Consider the following 17,126-nt stretch of genomic DNA (forward strand, 5'->3'; position numbering starts at 1 on the left):
CAGCCCGCCGGTGCGCGGACGCGAGCGAGCGCGCTCGGGGGACGCGGACGACGTCGACGCGCGGGGACGCCGAATGGCGTCACGGCCGGACGAAGACGGTGCGGCCGGCCCCGCGGTCGACATGCGGGACGCGGCAGTGACCTGTCCAACACAGGCCGGTTGACCTGCGGAAACAGGCAGCGTGAAGAGGGCGCGCGGAGACACGAGCGCAGCGGGATGCTGGAAAATGCCTCCGGCACCAGGTACCGTAGGCAGCACAAAGCCCTTCTTGACGGGTCGGGCGAAAAATTTGGGCCCCCGGGTGACAGCGGGGGTGTGAGGCGCAACTAGCTGCTGTGACCGGCAAAGTCAGTGGCTAGGTGCGACCAGGCTCAGAGGCGGCGTCCCGTTCGGGGGGCCGCCTCCGCTTGTTTACGACGCCATTCGCTGCTCCTCTTCCGCTTCCTCTCCGCCGAGGCCGAACCTGGCGAGTAGGGCGAGTTCGAGTTGTTCCATGTCCTCCTTGGTCACGATGCCGTCGCACGCGAGTGCGAGGTTGACGAGCTCCTCCTTGCCTATGGCTTGGAGGCCCGCGCGCAGGACGCGTTCGTAGGCGAGCGTTCCTGCCTCGCCGTATTCCCGGGCGGCGACCTTGATCGCCACGTGCAGACGCGCGTCGACGCTCGGGCGCTCCATCCGGTAGTTCAGCCCGTTCGCGCGCTGTTTCGCACCACGATGCTTCGGCATGGCGGAGACTTTTGTACAAAAGCTGCTCGCGATCAAGCACCACCCGTTTTCCCGGGCGTGTTGCTGCCTGTGCAGGGCAGCTCGCCCGTGTGGGGGATGATCGGGCGGGTGCCCTCGGGCGGGGCGCCCGGGTGCGGCTGCGGCCCATGCCGGTTCTCGCCCGAACACGCGGTGCACCCGGTAGAGCAGGTGCCAGACCTTTGCGCTGCCGCCCACGAGGAACGGGCGGACCGATCGCGAGCGCCGGACGAGATCTCCGTAGCGGGCGAGGGCCGAAGGCGGGACGGATCTGCCTTCCAGGCGAGCGGCGGCGAGGTCGTCGGCGGCGTCGAGCAGCTGCCGGTGCGTGCGGCCCGCGTAGTCCAGCAGCGTCGAGACCACGCGGGGGTGGTCGAGACGGGCCCAGCCTCGGCGCCGGAGGATGCGGGCTTCGCGTTCGACTGCGCGCAACGCCTTTCGGGTCGCCGCCCGCCAGGTGCGTTCCTCGTACGCGGCGCAAGCGGCGTCACTCATCCCGGTCGCCGCCGCTGGCGGTCCTGCGGGCCCGGAGCCGACGGCGGCGCAGTTGCAACAGGCCGTGGGTGACGCATCCGGCGCCAGCGGCGTACAGGGCCGCCGCGGCGGCCCACCCCCAGATCATGTGATCCCCCCTGTCCCCGGTCGTGACGCTACGCGATCACGTGCGTTTCGATCTAGCCCTTCCCGAGCGCGGTGGCCGCCCCCTGCGTCCGCCCGCAAAGCCGGTCGACCTGGACGCCGACGGTTGCTTGAATACCCGATTAACTATGGTTAATCGCTCTATGTAGCCATATTTCACCCTTTCAGCCTAAAGTTTGAGGCTTTTTTCCCATGATCGTGACGTTAGGTCATCATTGTGGTTAGCTGACGTCCAGCGAGGGGGCGGATCGGGGGATCCGCTCCGCGACGCGACAGGGGTCCCGAGGCTCGGTTCAGGGGGAACCGTACGATGTCACGGAACGTGACCATTGTCGTGTCCCGGCCGGTCGTCGGGATCGCCTCGCGGACCAAGGGAGGGGGAGTTCCTTGAGCACGAGTACGGGCCGAGCAGTGCGGCCGGGGGGCCTGGACGGGTCGCTGGTGTTCCTGCCGGAGCCGGGTGCCTGCGCGGGACGGCTGGATCCCGGACAGGCGTTGATTCCCGACGATCTCGCGCGGCAGCTGGACTGGCACGTGGAGCCGTCGGTGTCGCCCTGGTCGATCTCGCCGGTGGCGCGCACGGTCTGCGAGCACATCGACTACGAGTCGCTGCACCGCGAGCATCCCGCGCTGTTCGAGCGGCGCCAGCAGCACGGCGCCCCGGCCGTCTCGGAACTGTGGGAGGCGAAGCACCGGCTGGCCGAACTGGGCTACCGCCTCTGCCTGGACGTCCAGATCGAGGACTACGACGACGGGCTGGCCCTGGTCGTCTACGGTGCCGGGGTCGTGGGCCGCCTCACCGACCGGGCCTGGGCCGCAGTCGCGGGCATCCTGACCACGGACGCCTCTTCCATCGTGGAACCGCCCCCGGACGTCGCGGGGCTCGCCCGCGCAGTGCGCCCGGCCCGCCCCGCGACCTCCCGGGGCAAGCGGAAACTGCCGACCCGGGTCACGCCGCTGGGCTGGCAGGTCGGCGACTGGGAGCACACGTGGTGGGCGTACCCGCTGGTCGGCGCCGACGCGCATCAGGTGCCCGCCGAGTTCGGGCCCGGCGCCCGGTCTGTCGCCTGATCGTTCCACCGTCAATTCGCGGGGCGGTTCGCCCCGACGACCGCGGCTGCGTTGCTTGCCGGCATCGCGCCGACCGTACCGCCGCCGTCCGAACAGGACCCGGCCGGACGTCGGCTCGCGCAGCCGGGCCGCTCCGCGAATTGACGGTCTCCTGGGGAACCGAAACGGCTGCCGTCGCGACACCCTCGTGGCCCGCACCTCAGGGGCCGCCCTCCCCAGTCGCGGCATCCAGGCAGCCGACCCGGTCCCGCCGCGTTCCGCCGATGGGCATCCACGGGACGCGGCGGGACCGGCCAGCACGAGCAGCAGCCAGATTCGTCTCCCGGACTGGGGGTCCGGGAGAAGAAGACCGGCCGCGGGCGGCATCTGCGACCCCAGCGCGGAACCCCGCCCGCCCGGCCGTGCTGGTTCCGCCGCGTCGCCCACGCGGACCCGACGCGGCGGAACCAGCTGCCCTGTCCGTACCAGAAAGGCATGTGGTGAACGCGACCCCGATCCGACGCGGAGCGGCGCTGTGCGCGCTCGCCGCCGTGTCCGCCTCCGTCCTCGGCGGCTGCGGCTCGTCTTCTGATCCGCCCGGGCACCCGGACGCGAACCCGGTGTCCGTACCGCCGCCGGACGCGCGGGGCCCGGTTGTCGAGACCGTCGCCGACGTCCGCTGGGACCTCCCGCGCCCCGGCTGCGTCACGATGGAGGCACCCGCGCCCGGCGGCCGCACCCAGCTCTTCCGCATCACCGGCCCGCCCGAGCAGGAACTCCTCGCGCAGCACGACCGCGGCCAGCGCCCGGCCGAGCAGCGGCTGCGGGTGCGCGGGTACGTCGACACCGCGCAGGACACCACCGTGTGCGGGGCGTACCGCGCATTCGTGCTCGGGGAGGCATTTCCCGTGCGTTGAAGCAGCGGTCCGCAAACCGCGAATGCGCCGGTTCGAAAACGCTTCGAACCGGCAACAGGCATGCCCGGAAAAACATGCGAATACACAGAGAAATTGCGGCTTACATTTTCCCGGTGAAGTGTTGACTGCGCCTCTGCTGACTGGGAAGCTCTGCAACGAGCTGAGCCGTAAGGCCAGCTCAGACGGACCGGCAGGGGAGTTCGGTCCGCACCGGGGAGACAAGGGAAAGAGTTTCCAGGGGGACCGCGAAGCGGAAGAGAACGTTTTTCCTTCTCGCTTGTTCGCTTTCCTGAACCGCTGTCGCTGTCGCTCATTCGCGCCATCCGGTGTCGCCACGAATGCAAGATGAGAACACGGGGGGAAAAACGTATGGCAGTGCGATCAGTCCGCATCGCGGGCGTGATGGCGGGGGCCGCGGTGCTCGCCGGGCTGGCGGCCGCGCCGGTCTCGGCGCAGGGGCTCGCCGGGCACCCGGGGGAGTCCGACCGCACCGCGGTGTCGGGCAGCCACCCGGCCTGGGCGGCGCCGCAGGCGAAGGTCGCCGACGTCGACGGCGGCCAGCAGCGGGAGGTCCGGGTGGCGCTCGGCCTGCGCGATCCGGCCGGCGCGCAGGCGCTGGCGAAGGCGGTCACCACGCCGGGATCCGCGCAGTACCGCAAGTTCGTCAGCCCGCAGCAGTTCCTCGACCGGTTCGGGCCCGCTGCCGAGACCGTGCAGCGGGTCCAGGACTGGCTGCGCGGGCAAGGTTTGCAGGTCGGCGAGGTGTCGGCGAACCGGCATTTCGTGACCGCGCGCGGCTCGGTCGACCAGCTGCAGGACGCCTTCGGCACGAAGCTCGCGACCTACCGCAAGGGCGGCCAGCTGCTCGCCGCACCCGAGGGCGAGGTCACGCTGCCCCAGGCGGTGCGGCCCGCCGTCACGGCCGTGCTCGGGCTCGACGACGGCGACCGCGCCGTCACCGCCTCCTCGCACCGCAAGCCCGGCGCGGCCCCGACCGCCCCGGCGGCCGGGGCGTCCAGCCAGTACTGCTCGCGCTACTGGGGCGAGCAGAACAACGGCGACGTCCCGCAGAAATACCCGGCCGGTCGGCAAAGCAACCAGATCTGCGGCTACGGCGCCGGGCAGGTCCGCGCGATCTACGGGCTGACGGCCGCCAACACCGGCGCCGGGCAGACCATCGCCGCCACCGGCGTGTACGCGTCCAAGACGCTCGTCGACGACGTGACGCAGTGGGCGGCCGAAGCGGGCGGCACGCCGCCCGCGCCCGGGCAGTACACGACCAACAGCGCGGGCCTGCCGGCCAACTGCCAGGGCGGCGACGGCGAAGAAGGCTGGAACCACGAGGAGACCATGGACGCCGAAGCCGTCAAGGCGACGGCCCCGGCCGCGAAGTTCATCTGGTACGCCTCCCGCGACTGCAGCGCCTACGACGGCCTCAACCGGGCCGTCGCGGACAACAAGGCCGGCATCATCACCAACTCGTGGTCCTCGACCGCGCGGGACAACGAGATCTCCCAGGCCACCCGCGAGCAGTTCGAAGACATCGTCGTGGAGGCCGCCGTGCAGGGCCAGGCGGTGCTGTTCTCCTCCGGCGACGCGGGCGACGACTCGACCGGCGGCCGCGGAGCCGGGGTGTCCTTCCCGGTGTCCTCGCCCTGGGTGACCTCGGTCGGCGGCACCACCGTGGCGCTCGGCGCCGACAACAAGGTGGCGTTCACCAGCGGCTGGGAATCGGCCGCCAACACCCTCTCCGGCGGCAAGTGGGTCCCCAAGACCGGCGCGGGCGGCCGGTTCGCCGGCGGCGCGGGCGGCGGGGTCTCCGCGATCTACGACGCCCCGGACTGGCAGAAAGGCGTCGTGCCGTCCTCGGCGCAGGGCAAGCGCGCGATCCCCGACGTCTCCGCGCTGTCGGACCCCTACACCGGCATGACCGTCGTCATGCGCGGCAAGAAAGGCCCGATGGGCGGGACCTCGCTCGGCTCGCCGATCATGGCCGGGATCTTCGCCGATGCCCAGCAGGCCCGCGGCGTGACCCGCCTCGGCCACATGAACCCCGCGCTCTACAGGCTCAAGGCCGGGCTCACGGACGTGACCCCGCAGAGGGCCGGGATCTGGACCCGCGACGCCCAGGGCCGCGACGAGCTGATCGACGTCGACGACAAGCCCCAGTCGATCCAGTCCGCGCCCGGGTTCGACTACGTCGCCGGTCTCGGCACCCCGAACGGCGACTTCGTGGCGAACTTCGCCAAAAAGTAGCCCGCGCCGCAGGAGCGGGCGGTGCGGCGGCCCCAATCCGCCGCACCGCCCCTCCTGGCCCGAACCATCCGCACACTGGGGGAGCAATCGTGGGGAAGCACCGCATGCCCGATCCGGACGAGCACGAGAACCCGGGCGGCGACAGCACCGCCGATCGCGGCGACGCCGACAGCCGGGCCGCCGAGCAGCCGCCGCCCCGCCCGGCCGGGCGGGGACGCGTCCGGATCCTGGCGCTGCTCGTCCTCGCCGCGGCGGCCGCGCTGACCGCCGTCGCGGTCGCCTCCCGCGCCGACACCCCGGCCCCGAACGCACCGAACGCCGCTGCCGCAGCGGACACCGCCGCCGAAGCAGACCAGGTCGTCGCACCGGCCGCGGTCACCGACGCCCAACTGGCCGCCCTGCCGCAGGAGACCACGTTCGCCGACCTGCCGACGGCGCCGAAGGACCCGGCACCGGGCCAGCAGCCCGACGGGCTGGTCCTGCATCCGAGGACCGCCGTGCCGCTCTACAGCAAGCCCGGCGCGGCCGCGATCGCCGCGCTGCCGCCGACGCAACTGGGCTCCGACACCTGGGTCCCGGTGATCGGCGAACAGCCCGGCTGGGCACTGGTGTTGTTGCCCGGGCGCCCCAACGGCTCGACCGCCTGGCTCTACCGCGACGACCCGCGCGTGGACGAGGCCCGCACCCCCTACGTGCTGCGCGTGGATCGGGCCGCCTACCGGCTGGAACTGGTCAAGGACGGCGCGACCGTCCGGACCTGGACCGTCGGGGTCGGCAAACCCGTCTCGCCCACCCCTGCCGGGCGGGCGTTCGTCCTCGCCTCGATCCGCGACACCAAGCCGACGTTCAGCCCGATCGTGCTGCCGCTGTCGGTGCACTCCGACACCTACACCACCTACGGCGGCGGTCCCGGAACCGTAGGCGTCCACGGCTGGCCCACCGACGGGGTCTACGGCAAATCCTCGTCGGACGGCTGCATCCGGGTGCCGCCCGATGCTCTGAACATCCTCAGCAGCGACGTGCCTCTCGGCACGCCGGTGCTGATCCGCTGAATTCGCCAATCACCGGCCCGGCCCGTCCACGGGCGGCCGAACAGCAAGGGGGAGAAATGGTCCGCACCACCACCATCAAGCCGCGGGCGATGCTCGCGGCGCTCGCGGGGGGCTCGGTGCTCGCCGCGGGCGTCACCGGGATCGTCGTTGGGAGCGTCGGGCAGGCCTCGGCCGCCGAGGCCTCCACCGCCTACGGCGTCTCCGCCGGCGGCACCGACGGCCTCCGCGCCCAGCCGTACGTGAGCTCGGCCGGAGCGGTCGCGTCCGACTCGCTCGGGTCCGTCCGGTCCAAGACCGGCGTCGTCAAGGCCAAGGGCCTGAGCGTGAAAGCCGGAGCGGGCACCGCCTCGGCCACCGTCGCCGACGTGACCGTCGGCGGCAAGTCCATCGGACCGGTCTCGACGACCTGCACCGACGGCAAGGCCTCGGCCGGCCGCACCGGCACGGTGAAACTCTCCGACACCCTCACCGTCACCTACGGCTCGGTCTCCGGCGGCAAGGCGACCGGCGCGACGATCACGCTCACCGGCGCGGACGGCGGGTCCGAAACCGCGCTCGTCGCCGTCGTGTCCTGCGGCGCGAAGCCCACCAACCCCCCGACCCACGACCCGGGGCCGGGCAAGCCGGTACCCGGCCAGCCCGGGCCGGGCCAGCCGACCGGCGGGCAACACGCCCCGGGCAAGCCCGCCGCCGGCGGGAAACCCGGAACGCGGCACGGCGGAGCCCCGACTCTCAAGCCCGCCCCGGCGCCGCAGCCGAAGCCGGGTCACCAGCCGGTCACCGGCTGACCCGGCCACCCGGCCCGCGCGGCCTGCCCGAGAACCGCAGGCTCGGGCAGGCCGCGCCTCGCTGCGGCCGCCCGCCGCACGGCACACCGGCGCCCCGACCCGAGCACCCCGCGCAGGCCGCCGGAATCCCGATTCCCTCCGCAGACACGCTCCGGCGGGATCGGGCCGTCACCGGGCGCGGGGGGAGAAGCGCCGTGCACACAGAGGAACACCGGGAGGAGGAGACGTGCGCACATCGCCGACTGCGATCAGCCTGGCAGCGCTCGTCATCGCGACGGCGGCGTTGATCGTCCCGCCCGGCACCCGTCTCGGCGAGCACCTCGTCGCGAGCTGACAGCCCTCGCGCAGCTGCCGTGGATCCCGGCGGCAACCTGGGCCGCGCTCGGGATTCTCGTGCTGGCCGGGATCGTGCTGACCGCTCTGGACCGGTCGACCCGGCCTGGTGCCATGCGGCCGCGGCGGGCGCGAAAGCGGCCGAAGCGCAGGACGCCGCCGCGGTGACCGGCCGACGGATGCCCGGCGCCGACGTGCGGCGGGCGACGCCGCGCGGTGAGGACGCCCAGCCGTGCGGAGCCTGGCGCTGGGGGCCGGACGAGATGCCGGAGTTCGTTGATCCGGTGGCCGCATGGCCGGCCGAAGCCGGACGGCCGATGCGGTTCCCGCCCGTGCCGGTCTGGCTGGGCCGCACGGGCAGCGAACTGGCGTCCCGCGCGTCGGTGCGGCTGGAACTGACCTGCGATCCCCGAGTGGAAACCCACTGCTGTTCGGGCGCCACGCCCAACGGATCCCCGCTGGCGTGGATCAACGTCAAACCGTCGTGGTTCAACAACGACCCAGACCGCGGCCGGTTCGTCCTCGCGCACGAGATCGCCCACGCCGTGCTCGGGAACCAAGCGCACCTGCGCCAACACCGCTGGCGTCGCGCGCGGACGGCCTGCGGCGCGCTCGCGCGGACACTGGCCTGGCCCGGAGCGCTGCTCGCGTTTTCCTTGCCAGGCCCCGCAACAATGCCCCTGCCGGTGCTCGCCGCGGCCGCGGCCGCCGCTGCGGCGATCGCCGCGGCGCTGTGCCACCTGCGCACGTACGCCATCGCCCGCGACACCGAACTCCAGGCCGATGCCTGGGCCATGGCAGCGCTCGACGCGCCGATGCCCGCCAGCGTCGACAGCATGAGCCGCCTGATCGAACGGACGGAACGAGACTGGGACCGGGAAGAACTCACAGCCCTGCGGTTCCTGCTGAACTGGACGGTGCTGCGCACCCACCCCCGGCCGCGCCGGCGACGTCGCAGAGCGGACGCGGCACAGACGGCACGTCGGCGGGTCCAAGCGGCCGCGACCGGCGAGAGCGCAGCGTCAGCTCCCGCAGCTCCGAGACATCGACGACGACGCACAGCCGGACGACTGCGGTCTCGTACCGCCGCCCGGCGACGCGGGTTAGCCTCACCGGTACAGCGCACCCGAATGGGCTGACCGGCACCCGCGTGGCGACCAGCCCCTTCGAGGGTCCGCGTAACGGCGCACCGCCGCGATCGCCGGTCGCGGCATAGACGCGGGGGATCTGGCGGACACTGCCGGTGGCGAAGGGACTGGTCAGGTTGCGCGAGCCGGGCAGGGCCACGGGCCCGGCGATCGCGACCGGCCGACGGGTTTCCGTTGCCCGCCAGGCTGTTTCGAGCCTTGCGAGGGTTCCCGGTCCGCCGAGCCGGGCATGGGCGAGAATACGGTCCGTGCTCGCCCCGTCATCCGCCGCGCGCCGCCTGGCCGCGGCGACCACGGCCCTGTTCGACGTCGATCCGGCCGACACCGGCGCAACGGTCGCGGTGCTGCGGTCCGGGCTCGCCGCGGCGTACGCGGGCGGGCTCGCCGTGGCTCTCGACCCGCGGTGGAGGCTGCGGCACACCCGCGCGGGCACGGTCGAGTTCGACCTCGCCTACTTCCTGGCCTGCGTCTCCGCCACGATCAGGGACGTCGAGGTGCCCGATCGCATCCAGGATTCCGAGGCCCTGTTCGGGACCGCCGCGGACGCCGCGGTCGCGGCGATCGCCGCGTACTGCAGGGCGGCGAGCCTGTGCACTCGGCAGGCCGCCGAACGGTGCCCGGACCGTTCCGCACGTACCGATTTGATGCGCACGTCCGGGCTCTGGAACGCGCTCGACGCGGCGTGGACCGCAGATGCGCCGACGCAGGCCGAGCCGACGCGGCTGCCGCGGGAACGTCCGCCGCGCGTGCCGTGAGATCGAGGTCGGCCTCGACCGGCCGGCTCCGCGCACGGGCGGACTGCGCCGCACTATCGGGCGACTCTTTCAGGTCCTCATGCGCCGACCGGTTTCGCGTGTCCGGCCTGCGGACAAGCCGCCGTCCACGTCCCCGGTCAGGACCGATTCGGCCCGGTTGTCGCAGCCGGATTTCCCGATGACGATGGTCGGCATGGCCCAAGACTCATGTTCCTGGTGCAGGCGACCGTTCGACCCCGACGGCCCGGTGAAACTGGATCTGTTGTTTCCCGAGGTGTTTCCCCGGTTGACCGGCTTTCTCGGAGCGCCGTGCACGACGTGCTCCAGCCCGATTCACTGCAATTTCGGAACCGACGACGCCAGGGCAGTCGACGCCTTCCGCGAAGGCGGCCGCCGCGGGCTCGAAATCATTCTCCGGCTCCAGGACGAGGCGCTCGCGGAGGCAACGGGATACACGCCGGACGACGTCGTCGCCGACGCCGTCGTCCGCTTCAGGATCAAGGAACGCGAAGCCGGGATCCCGATCGGGCACCACTGCACGGGCGACGACTGCACCGCGTGCCGCGAAGATCTGGACAACCTCTCCATTGTTTTCCGGCAAAGGCTGGTCGAAGAACACCCCTGATTCCCTGTGTCGGACGAGAAAAGACATCTGCTTCCGCAGCTTTTCCGGGAAAGTCCGCCTCGGGGCCTCGCCGGCCAAGCCGTCATCGCCGAGGCGCACCGGGGCGGCCAGGAACCCGCCGTGTCCCCGGTAATCCACTGTCCACACAGGACTTTCAGGGTCGCGCGGGTCCTCGGCCAGCGCGAGTTCGGCGTCCACGACCGCAGCCCGGCGAAGATCGACGGCGCGGCGCAGCCCGTCCGGGGACTCGCCGGACCGCACCTCGACGCCGTCGCGACAGGCCGTGCACGCCATCGAGTGGACGTCGTCGATCGCCCGGGCCAGGCGCGCGGCGTCCTCGGCCGGACCGGACAAGTCCAGGTAGAGACCCGGGTCCCGCAACAGGTTCGCGGTGCGCGCAAGCAGGTCGTGCACGAGAACCAGCCTGGTCCACACATACGGCCACGGCGGCTCCCAGCCCGGCTCCGGCTCAGGCTCATCTTCGTCCTCGTCGCCGCCGAAGTCGTGGTTGCCTTCGGACACGGAGCCCGAGCACAGCGACGGCCAGGGCTTCCCGCAGCGCCCGGGACAGGCGCGCCCGGCGTCGCCGGCCGCCGCAGTCCTCGTGGGCCTGTGCGGCGCACCGGGGGACAGACCCGATCGATGATCGCCCTGAGATCACCGTAGGCGGCGCGGGAACGACCTCATGACGGTCGCGTGCCGTCGTCGGCGTCGCGCGATTGCATGCGGAGCGCGGCCTCTTCCACGACTTCCCCCGACAGTCCCCCCTCCCGCAGCTCCTCGAGCACGTCCAGATGTGCCCGCAGACCCTCGGGCATGGCCAGCTGGCGGTCGGTCCTCCTCGCGACCGCCGGATCCCGCTGTGGATCGGCGGGTGGCGGGCCGTCGTCGGCGGTGCGCGATTCCAGCCGCAGCAGCTGGTCCTGCAGCAGGGAGTTCTGCAGCTGTAATTCCGCCCGAAGCGCCTCGATCATGCTCAGCTGACGCTCGACCATCTCCACCGTCTCCGGATTCGCGCCCGGATCGAGGTAGCCCGGCAGGACGCCGAAGACCTTCTCGATCTCCCGGGCTACCCAGATCGTGGGGAAGTCGCGCTTTCCGCGCCGCAGGTAGCCGATGTAGGCGGCAGAGACATTGACCCGATCGGCGACCTCCTTGTTTGTGTACTCCCTCTCCCCGTCGCCGGACCGGATCGTGTGGAACAGCCGGTTGAGCTTCTCGACCATCTCCAGGTGGCAGTCGACCTTGGCGACGATCGCCGGATCCGCGTCGGGATCGAGGTACCCGGGCTTGGCGCCGAAGAACTCCTCGATCGCCCGGGCGAGCGAGATCGGCGGATCGAGACGCTCTCCCTCCCGCAGATAGCCGAGGTAGGTGTCCGAGGCGCCGATCCGGTCGGCGACCTCCTTGTTGGTGTACTCCGTGCTCCCGCCGCCAGGCCGGATGGCTCGGAACAGCCTGTTGATCTTCCGGGCCGTCACCGGATCGGCGCGGTAGCGATCGAGCACTTCGCCGGTCGGCGGGGACGTTCCCCCAGTTTCGTGCATGCCTCAACCCCCTTGCTGTGGCTACCGGTTTCGGTCATGGCCGAACCCGGTAGGTGGGTGCCACAAGGAAAACCAACGGTAGTCGAGACCCGCCGATGCTCCCCAGTATCGTCACCTCACGTTACACGGCTAGTCCATATGGGTGAGTGTTCCCGCATGGCGCCTTGAGCAAGCTCCGCCTGCCCTACAGTGACGGACGCGGTTAACTATAGTTAAGTGCGCTGGCCCGGGGGGACCATCGTGAGGGAACTTCATCGTGCTGCCGGATTCGGCGGCCCGCTTCGCGCGCCTGTGCGCGGCCAACGCGCGCCGGCGTGCCGAGGGCACTCGGGGGCAGCACCGGCAGGGGCTGCCGCACAGGGCAGGCCGCCGGGTTCGCGCGCCTCGCCTGCCGGTTCGTTCTCCGGCGCGTCGCCGAGCCCGGTCCGCGACGGCAGGCGTCGCGGACCGGAGCCAGGGTCCGTCGCCGATCGCCGGGAACCTCGCCTTCGGCAGAGGCAGACTCTCGCGGCCGCAGGCACGGTCGCGACAGCCCCTGCCGCGCCGCCGTTCCCCGGCGGGCGATCATCGGCCGGTCGGCCCGGGAATCGCATGAAGAAAGGGGGATCACATGTCACGGTCGCGCATGCGTTGCCTCCTCTGAGTTGACGAGGGCACGGAAAAGCCGACTCGAATGGACCTGTTGTCAGGGGGAGTGACAGTTGCAGGCTGTACTTGTTCGTTCACATGTCGCGGTCGCGGCGCATAGCGGGACCTCCTCTCGGATGCGATCTCGCATCCGAGGCGCGACGAACCCGGAGAAGAAGGCGGTTCGGTGCCGGGCAGGTGCGTTCACCCCAGAAGGCAGCCCGGTTTCGGCTCGCGAAGCAGCACAAAGTTCACCTCCGCTGCTCGTCGGCCCCGAAGCGCGAGGTGAGAGCGGCAGGTCGTGGGTGGCTGCGCCTGTCGCACATCAGGGGGGATTGTGATGGCGGTAGTAAGGGTGTCACGAGCCCGGAAGGCGAAGGAAGCTCGGGTCAGTGACAAATACCGGTCAAAAGACGCGCTGCGGTCGCTGAGCGGGGCGACCGTCGCCTCGGTCCTGCTGATCGACTTCGCCGGACTGGGCGCCGTGGCGTGGGCGTGGCTCCGGTCCGACACGCCCCGGCTGCACCACTGGGTGCTGTTCGCGCTGCTCACCGCCCTCGCGCTCGCGCACATGGCACTCACCCGCCCCTCGGAGGAGCGCCGACGCGCTGTCCGCCAGGAGCGCGCACTTGTCGAATATGTGGACCAGAACGGAATCTGGTCCGCGGCGGCAGCGCTGGTGCTGCCGACGACCATGGCGATCGCGCTCGTCCTGATCGTGCGCAGCCGCCGGTTCTTCACCGCCCGCAAGCCTCTCGGGCTGTGGACGAGCACCACCGCCACGGTCGTGCTCGCGGTCGTCGCCGCCGGCTCCGTGCGGGACCTGCTCGACGCCGCGACCTGGCTCGGCCAGACGCCCGTCGTCTTCGACACCGGAGCCGGGCTGCGGGCACTGGCGGTGATGTCCGGCGCGGTCGTCGTGTACTTCCTCGCCGAGGCGGTGCCGATCGGGATCTACCGGGGCATCCGCTGGGGCAAATGGAGCCTGCTCTACACGATCGGCAGCCGGGACGACAACAAGCTGATCCTGCACACCCTGCTGCTCGGGATGGCCGTCGCGCTCGTGGCCGTCGTGCTGCCGCCGCCCGCGCTGCTCGGGATGCTGGCGATCGCCGTGTTCGACACCCGCAACGTCGGCCGCATCGCGGCGCTGGAAACCGAAAGCGCGCGGCACAAGACCGCCGCCATCACCGATGCCAGGACCGGACTGCTCAACCGGCGCGGCTTCGACGCACTCGCGGCCGCCGCGGTGGACATCGACCACGCCAACGGGCAGCCCACCGCCATGCTGGAAATCGACATCGACAAATTCAAGGGATGGAACAGCCGCATCGGCCACCCCGGCGGCGACAAAGTCCTCGCGGCCGTCGCGGACGTGCTGCGGCGCGACACCCGCACCGGCGACATCCTGGCCAGGACCGGCGGAGAGGAAATGGCCGTCGTGCTCCCCGGAACCGACTGGACCACCGCCCTCGATGTCGCCGAGCGCATCCGCCGCTCGGTCCAGAACCTCGAAACCGAAGTCGTCAACCCCGCCGGCGGCAACACCCTCCGGCTCGGGCACGACCCCCTTCCGCCGTGCACGATCTCCATCGGCATCGCCGCGTCTCCGGAGCAGGGCACCACCATCACCGCGCTGGAACGGTACGCCGACCAAGCGCTCGAGGTCGCCAAACGCAACGGACGCAACCAGGTCGTCGCGCTGGCCATGCTCGTCCCCGACGCCGGCGACCAGCTGCTCTGCTCGCCCGCACCGCAGGACCGGGCTGGCGCAGCAGGCGACCAGACCGCAGAGCGGATGCCCGTCCCGCAATGACGCACCGACCCGCCAGGTGACGCGAACCGGGCCCCGAGACCGCAACGGTCTCGGGGCCCGGCCGTCTGCCGCGCCGCGCGGTGCTGCCCGGCACTGCTGTCAGGAACCGCGCACCCGCCCGCGGCCGCGCGGCGGCGTTCCCGCGACAGTTCTCGCGCGCAGCCGAGGGTGCCGCCGCACCGCCGCGGACCGCGCGGCCGTCCGCCGATGCGCGTACTGCCGGTTGAGCCCGAAACAGGCGGCCGCGACGAGGACGAACCAGCCCGCCGCCCAGGCCGCCGAACCCGCGGTGGCGCCGGTGACGGCCCAGCAGGCGACGGCGGCGGGCGCCAGGTACCGGACGTCGCGCAGCGTCCGCCGAAGGGCCTCGCGCCGCCCGGCTCGCCGCGCAGGTTTGGGTTCCACCGGCCGACCGTCCCTCTTCCTCACGATCCCGACGCTCCATTCCAGCACGCGCGGCGACCGGTTGGCCGCCGAACGACCGGCATCCGAGGCGTGAACCGACGCCGCAGGCGCGGCGCGCGCTCCGCGACTCGACACGCACGAGGGCCGGGCCCATGTGCGAGCATGGCGAACTCCGGGTCACGCCGTCGTCATGGAAGAGAGTGCTGGGACGCCGATGCCGTCAATCACGATCACGATGGACGAATCCGACTTCGTGCAGCTGTGGACCGTGCACACGGCCTGGTCCGGCGCGGGCTGGCGCGACCATGCCGGGCCGTTCGAGGCCGTCGGAGCTGGCACGGTCGAATACCACTGGGAGCAGGCGTACTGGACGGGCGACAACTGGCCCGCGGTGATGCTCCTGCGCAGCTTCCTCGCGTCGATCGGACACGACTGCCAGGTCGTCGTCGACACGACCGACGACCCCGCCTACCACGGGTACGTCGTGCTGACCGACTACCTCGACCCGACAGCGGCCGGGTAGCCGGAGCAGGAGAGCCTGCCCCTCCCGGACAACCGCGCCTTCGACTTCGCGACCGGTCGGGGATTCAGTCGGTTTCCTCCGCGGCTCGGGCGTTGTCGAGGTCTGCGAGCAGTTCCCTCAGTTCTGCCGCGGTCGCGAATCCGTGCCCTGTCCGGAACGCGAACCAGACTGTTTTCGCGACGCGAGGCGCTTTCGGCGCGCCGAGGTCGGCGGGCGAGTCGACCATCGCGCCCGTCTCGTCGACGAGCTCGCTCTGCTGCACCTTCCAGACCAGGTTGGTGAACGGGTGCAAGACGAACATGTCGCCGCTGGCGTAGCCGGGCTCGTCGACCGTCGGAGGGTCCATGTCCTCGTCCAGCCGGTGACGGAAAATGGCGCGATAAAACCTCCTCTTGTAGCACCGGAGAAGTCTCCGGCCGTCAGGGCGAAACGAGACGAACGTCTGCAGATCCCGGCTGGCATCGACCATCGCGGCCAGCCGCAGGTACAAGCGGGTCGCCTCGCGACCGGACGGGACGCGGATCCACCACGCGAACCACACCAGAACCGCCGCCGCGGCGACGCCGGCGATCCCTGCGCCCGCCTAGCCGCTGTCGGCGGCGCTCCACGCACTGCAGGCGGACGCCAGCAGCAGGACGATCGCAGCCGCCCGCCGGAACCGCCAGGCGTACGCGGTCGCCACCCGGCCCACGATGCGCGACGTCATCCGCCGAGTGTCTCCCGCCGAATGACGTCGCGATGCTCAGCCCGCCGGCGCGGCGTTCGCACCGCCCGAGCCGAACCGCCCTCGTCGAGGCTCGCGCGCAACCGACCGGTGCGAGGCGGCGCAGTTTATTGGCAGGGTGTTTCGCGCCGAGACGACCGGACCGCTACTCTCAGTGCGGCTGGGATCACAGTGTCAGCACGCGGGGAGGTACGCGTCGTGGCCGACGCAAAATACGCGCCGCCGGGGGTCGACCCGAACCAGGCGAGCATCGCGCGGGTCTACGACTACTTCCTCGGCGGGAACTGCTGGTACGAGAAAGGCCTGGAAGCTGTCAACAAGATCTTGCGGGAACTGCCGGACGCGAAGGAACTCGCGTGGGTGAACCGGAACCTGCTCACCCGCGTCTGCCGGTTCCTCAGCCAGACCGGCGTCCGGCAGTTCCTCGACATCGGATCCGGCCTGCCGACCGCGGAGAACGTGCACCAGATCGTGCAGCGCGCGGATCCCACCGCGCGGGTCCTCTACGTCGACTACGACCCGGTGGTGGCCGCCCACGGGCGCGCCATCCTCGCCGAGAACGACAACACCGAATTCGTCCTGGCCGATGCCTTCGACCCGCCGAGCATCCTGCAGAACCCCGTGGTGCGAGACCACCTCAACTGGGACGAGCCGATCGCGTTGCTGTACATGGCGGTCCTGCACCACCGCTACTGCGACACCCCCGCCGACCGCGCGGTCGCGGCCGCGGCGACGTTGCCGCTCATCGATGCGCTCCCGCCCGGGTCGTACGTCGCCATCTCCCACCTGATCGACCCCCACGACGGCAGCGACGACGACACGACGGTGAAGAACGTCCTCGGCGCCGTCGACAGCAGCAGCATGAAGAACGTCACGGCACTGACCCTCCCCGAGATCGAAGCACTGTTCCACGACACAGAGCTGATCCCGCCGGGGCCGCACCAGCCTGCGGGGATCGTTCGGGCGGCTCTCTGGTGGCCGGACGGGCCGCTCGGAGAACTCTCGCCCGCGCAACGGATCCTGGCGGCCGGCGTGGCGAAGAAACTCTGACAGCACAGCGCCGACCGGCCCGGCCGCAGGCTGCGGCGAGTCCGGTCCGGACCGGCCGCCCAGCCGGTCGAGCGGCGAGGTCGAGTTCGCGCGACGGCTGCGGATTCCGGCGCGCCGCCGCCCCCGG

16 protein-coding genes are annotated in these 17,126 nt (G+C 71.5%); 10 read left to right on the top strand and 6 right to left on the bottom strand.

The annotated features are described in order from the left end of the window. Window positions 1-411: 411 nt before the first annotated feature. Window positions 412-1,239: a hypothetical protein gene (locus tag BM362_RS32175; protein ID WP_093575721.1), complete on the bottom strand. Its 828-nt coding sequence runs from the start codon at window positions 1,237-1,239 to the stop codon at window positions 412-414. A gap of 531 nt (window positions 1,240-1,770) precedes the next feature. On the opposite strand from BM362_RS32175, the gene BM362_RS32180 reads away from it, so the two are divergent. From BM362_RS32180 to BM362_RS32210, 7 genes are all read left to right on the top strand, one after another. Beyond that, on the top strand, window positions 1,771-2,454 hold the full coding sequence (locus BM362_RS32180; protein ID WP_093575722.1) for a hypothetical protein: 684 nt from the start codon (window positions 1,771-1,773) through the stop codon (window positions 2,452-2,454). A gap of 479 nt (window positions 2,455-2,933) precedes the next feature. After that, a complete protein-coding gene (locus tag BM362_RS32185; protein ID WP_143132553.1) occupies window positions 2,934-3,350 on the top strand; it encodes a hypothetical protein in 417 nt (138 codons plus the stop codon). Between the two features lie 369 nt (window positions 3,351-3,719). Next, window positions 3,720-5,606, top strand: coding sequence for a S53 family peptidase (locus BM362_RS32190; RefSeq protein WP_244287358.1), 1,887 nt, complete (start codon window positions 3,720-3,722; stop codon window positions 5,604-5,606). 89 nt (window positions 5,607-5,695) lie between these two features. Then, the gene (locus BM362_RS32195) at window positions 5,696-6,658 is read left to right on the top strand and encodes a L,D-transpeptidase (protein WP_244287359.1); all 963 of its coding nucleotides are present in this window, start codon (window positions 5,696-5,698) and stop codon (window positions 6,656-6,658) included. 56 nt (window positions 6,659-6,714) lie between these two features. After that, a complete protein-coding gene (locus BM362_RS32200; RefSeq protein WP_093575724.1) occupies window positions 6,715-7,446 on the top strand; it encodes a hypothetical protein in 732 nt (243 codons plus the stop codon). Window positions 7,447-7,943: 497 nt separating this feature from the next. After that, the gene (locus BM362_RS32205) at window positions 7,944-8,918 is read left to right on the top strand and encodes an ImmA/IrrE family metallo-endopeptidase (protein WP_093575725.1); all 975 of its coding nucleotides are present in this window, start codon (window positions 7,944-7,946) and stop codon (window positions 8,916-8,918) included. Between the two features lie 257 nt (window positions 8,919-9,175). Next, window positions 9,176-9,682 carry a hypothetical protein gene (locus BM362_RS32210; protein ID WP_093575726.1) on the top strand — a complete coding sequence of 169 codons (507 nt, stop codon included), beginning with the start codon at window positions 9,176-9,178 and terminating at the stop codon, window positions 9,680-9,682. A gap of 205 nt (window positions 9,683-9,887) precedes the next feature. On the opposite strand, the gene BM362_RS32215 is transcribed toward BM362_RS32210, so the two are convergent. Together BM362_RS32215 and BM362_RS32220 are read right to left on the bottom strand one after the other, a co-directional pair. Next, window positions 9,888-10,829: a hypothetical protein gene (locus tag BM362_RS32215; protein WP_093575727.1), complete on the bottom strand. Its 942-nt coding sequence runs from the start codon at window positions 10,827-10,829 to the stop codon at window positions 9,888-9,890. A gap of 161 nt (window positions 10,830-10,990) precedes the next feature. Next, the gene (locus BM362_RS32220; protein WP_093575728.1) at window positions 10,991-11,854 is read right to left on the bottom strand and encodes a helix-turn-helix transcriptional regulator; all 864 of its coding nucleotides are present in this window, start codon (window positions 11,852-11,854) and stop codon (window positions 10,991-10,993) included. A gap of 982 nt (window positions 11,855-12,836) precedes the next feature. Between BM362_RS32220 and BM362_RS32225 the strand changes: the two genes are divergently transcribed. Continuing rightward, window positions 12,837-14,297 carry a GGDEF domain-containing protein gene (locus tag BM362_RS32225; RefSeq protein ID WP_167545537.1) on the top strand — a complete coding sequence of 487 codons (1,461 nt, stop codon included), beginning with the start codon at window positions 12,837-12,839 and terminating at the stop codon, window positions 14,295-14,297. Between the two features lie 99 nt (window positions 14,298-14,396). On the opposite strand, the gene BM362_RS32230 is transcribed toward BM362_RS32225, so the two are convergent. After that, entirely contained in the window at window positions 14,397-14,702 is a 306-nt protein-coding gene (locus tag BM362_RS32230; RefSeq protein WP_093575730.1) for a hypothetical protein, read from the bottom strand. Window positions 14,703-14,892: 190 nt separating this feature from the next. Here BM362_RS32230 and BM362_RS32235 point away from each other — a divergent pair, with 190 nt between their 5' ends. Beyond that, window positions 14,893-15,225 carry a hypothetical protein gene (locus BM362_RS32235; protein WP_143132554.1) on the top strand — a complete coding sequence of 111 codons (333 nt, stop codon included), beginning with the start codon at window positions 14,893-14,895 and terminating at the stop codon, window positions 15,223-15,225. 64 nt (window positions 15,226-15,289) lie between these two features. On the opposite strand, the gene BM362_RS47835 is transcribed toward BM362_RS32235, so the two are convergent. Both BM362_RS47835 and BM362_RS50095 read right to left on the bottom strand, forming a co-directional pair. Further along, window positions 15,290-15,571: a hypothetical protein gene (locus tag BM362_RS47835; protein ID WP_167545538.1), complete on the bottom strand. Its 282-nt coding sequence runs from the start codon at window positions 15,569-15,571 to the stop codon at window positions 15,290-15,292. A 237-nt stretch (window positions 15,572-15,808) separates the two neighbouring features. Beyond that, on the bottom strand, window positions 15,809-15,931 hold the full coding sequence (locus BM362_RS50095; protein ID WP_280142759.1) for a hypothetical protein: 123 nt from the start codon (window positions 15,929-15,931) through the stop codon (window positions 15,809-15,811). A gap of 216 nt (window positions 15,932-16,147) precedes the next feature. Between BM362_RS50095 and BM362_RS32245 the strand changes: the two genes are divergently transcribed. Continuing rightward, entirely contained in the window at window positions 16,148-16,999 is an 852-nt protein-coding gene (locus BM362_RS32245) for an SAM-dependent methyltransferase (RefSeq protein ID WP_244287360.1), read from the top strand. Window positions 17,000-17,126: the final 127 nt, after the last annotated feature.

This window comes from Amycolatopsis rubida, from assembly GCF_900115345.1.
GTDB lineage: Bacteria > Actinomycetota > Actinomycetes > Mycobacteriales > Pseudonocardiaceae > Amycolatopsis > Amycolatopsis rubida.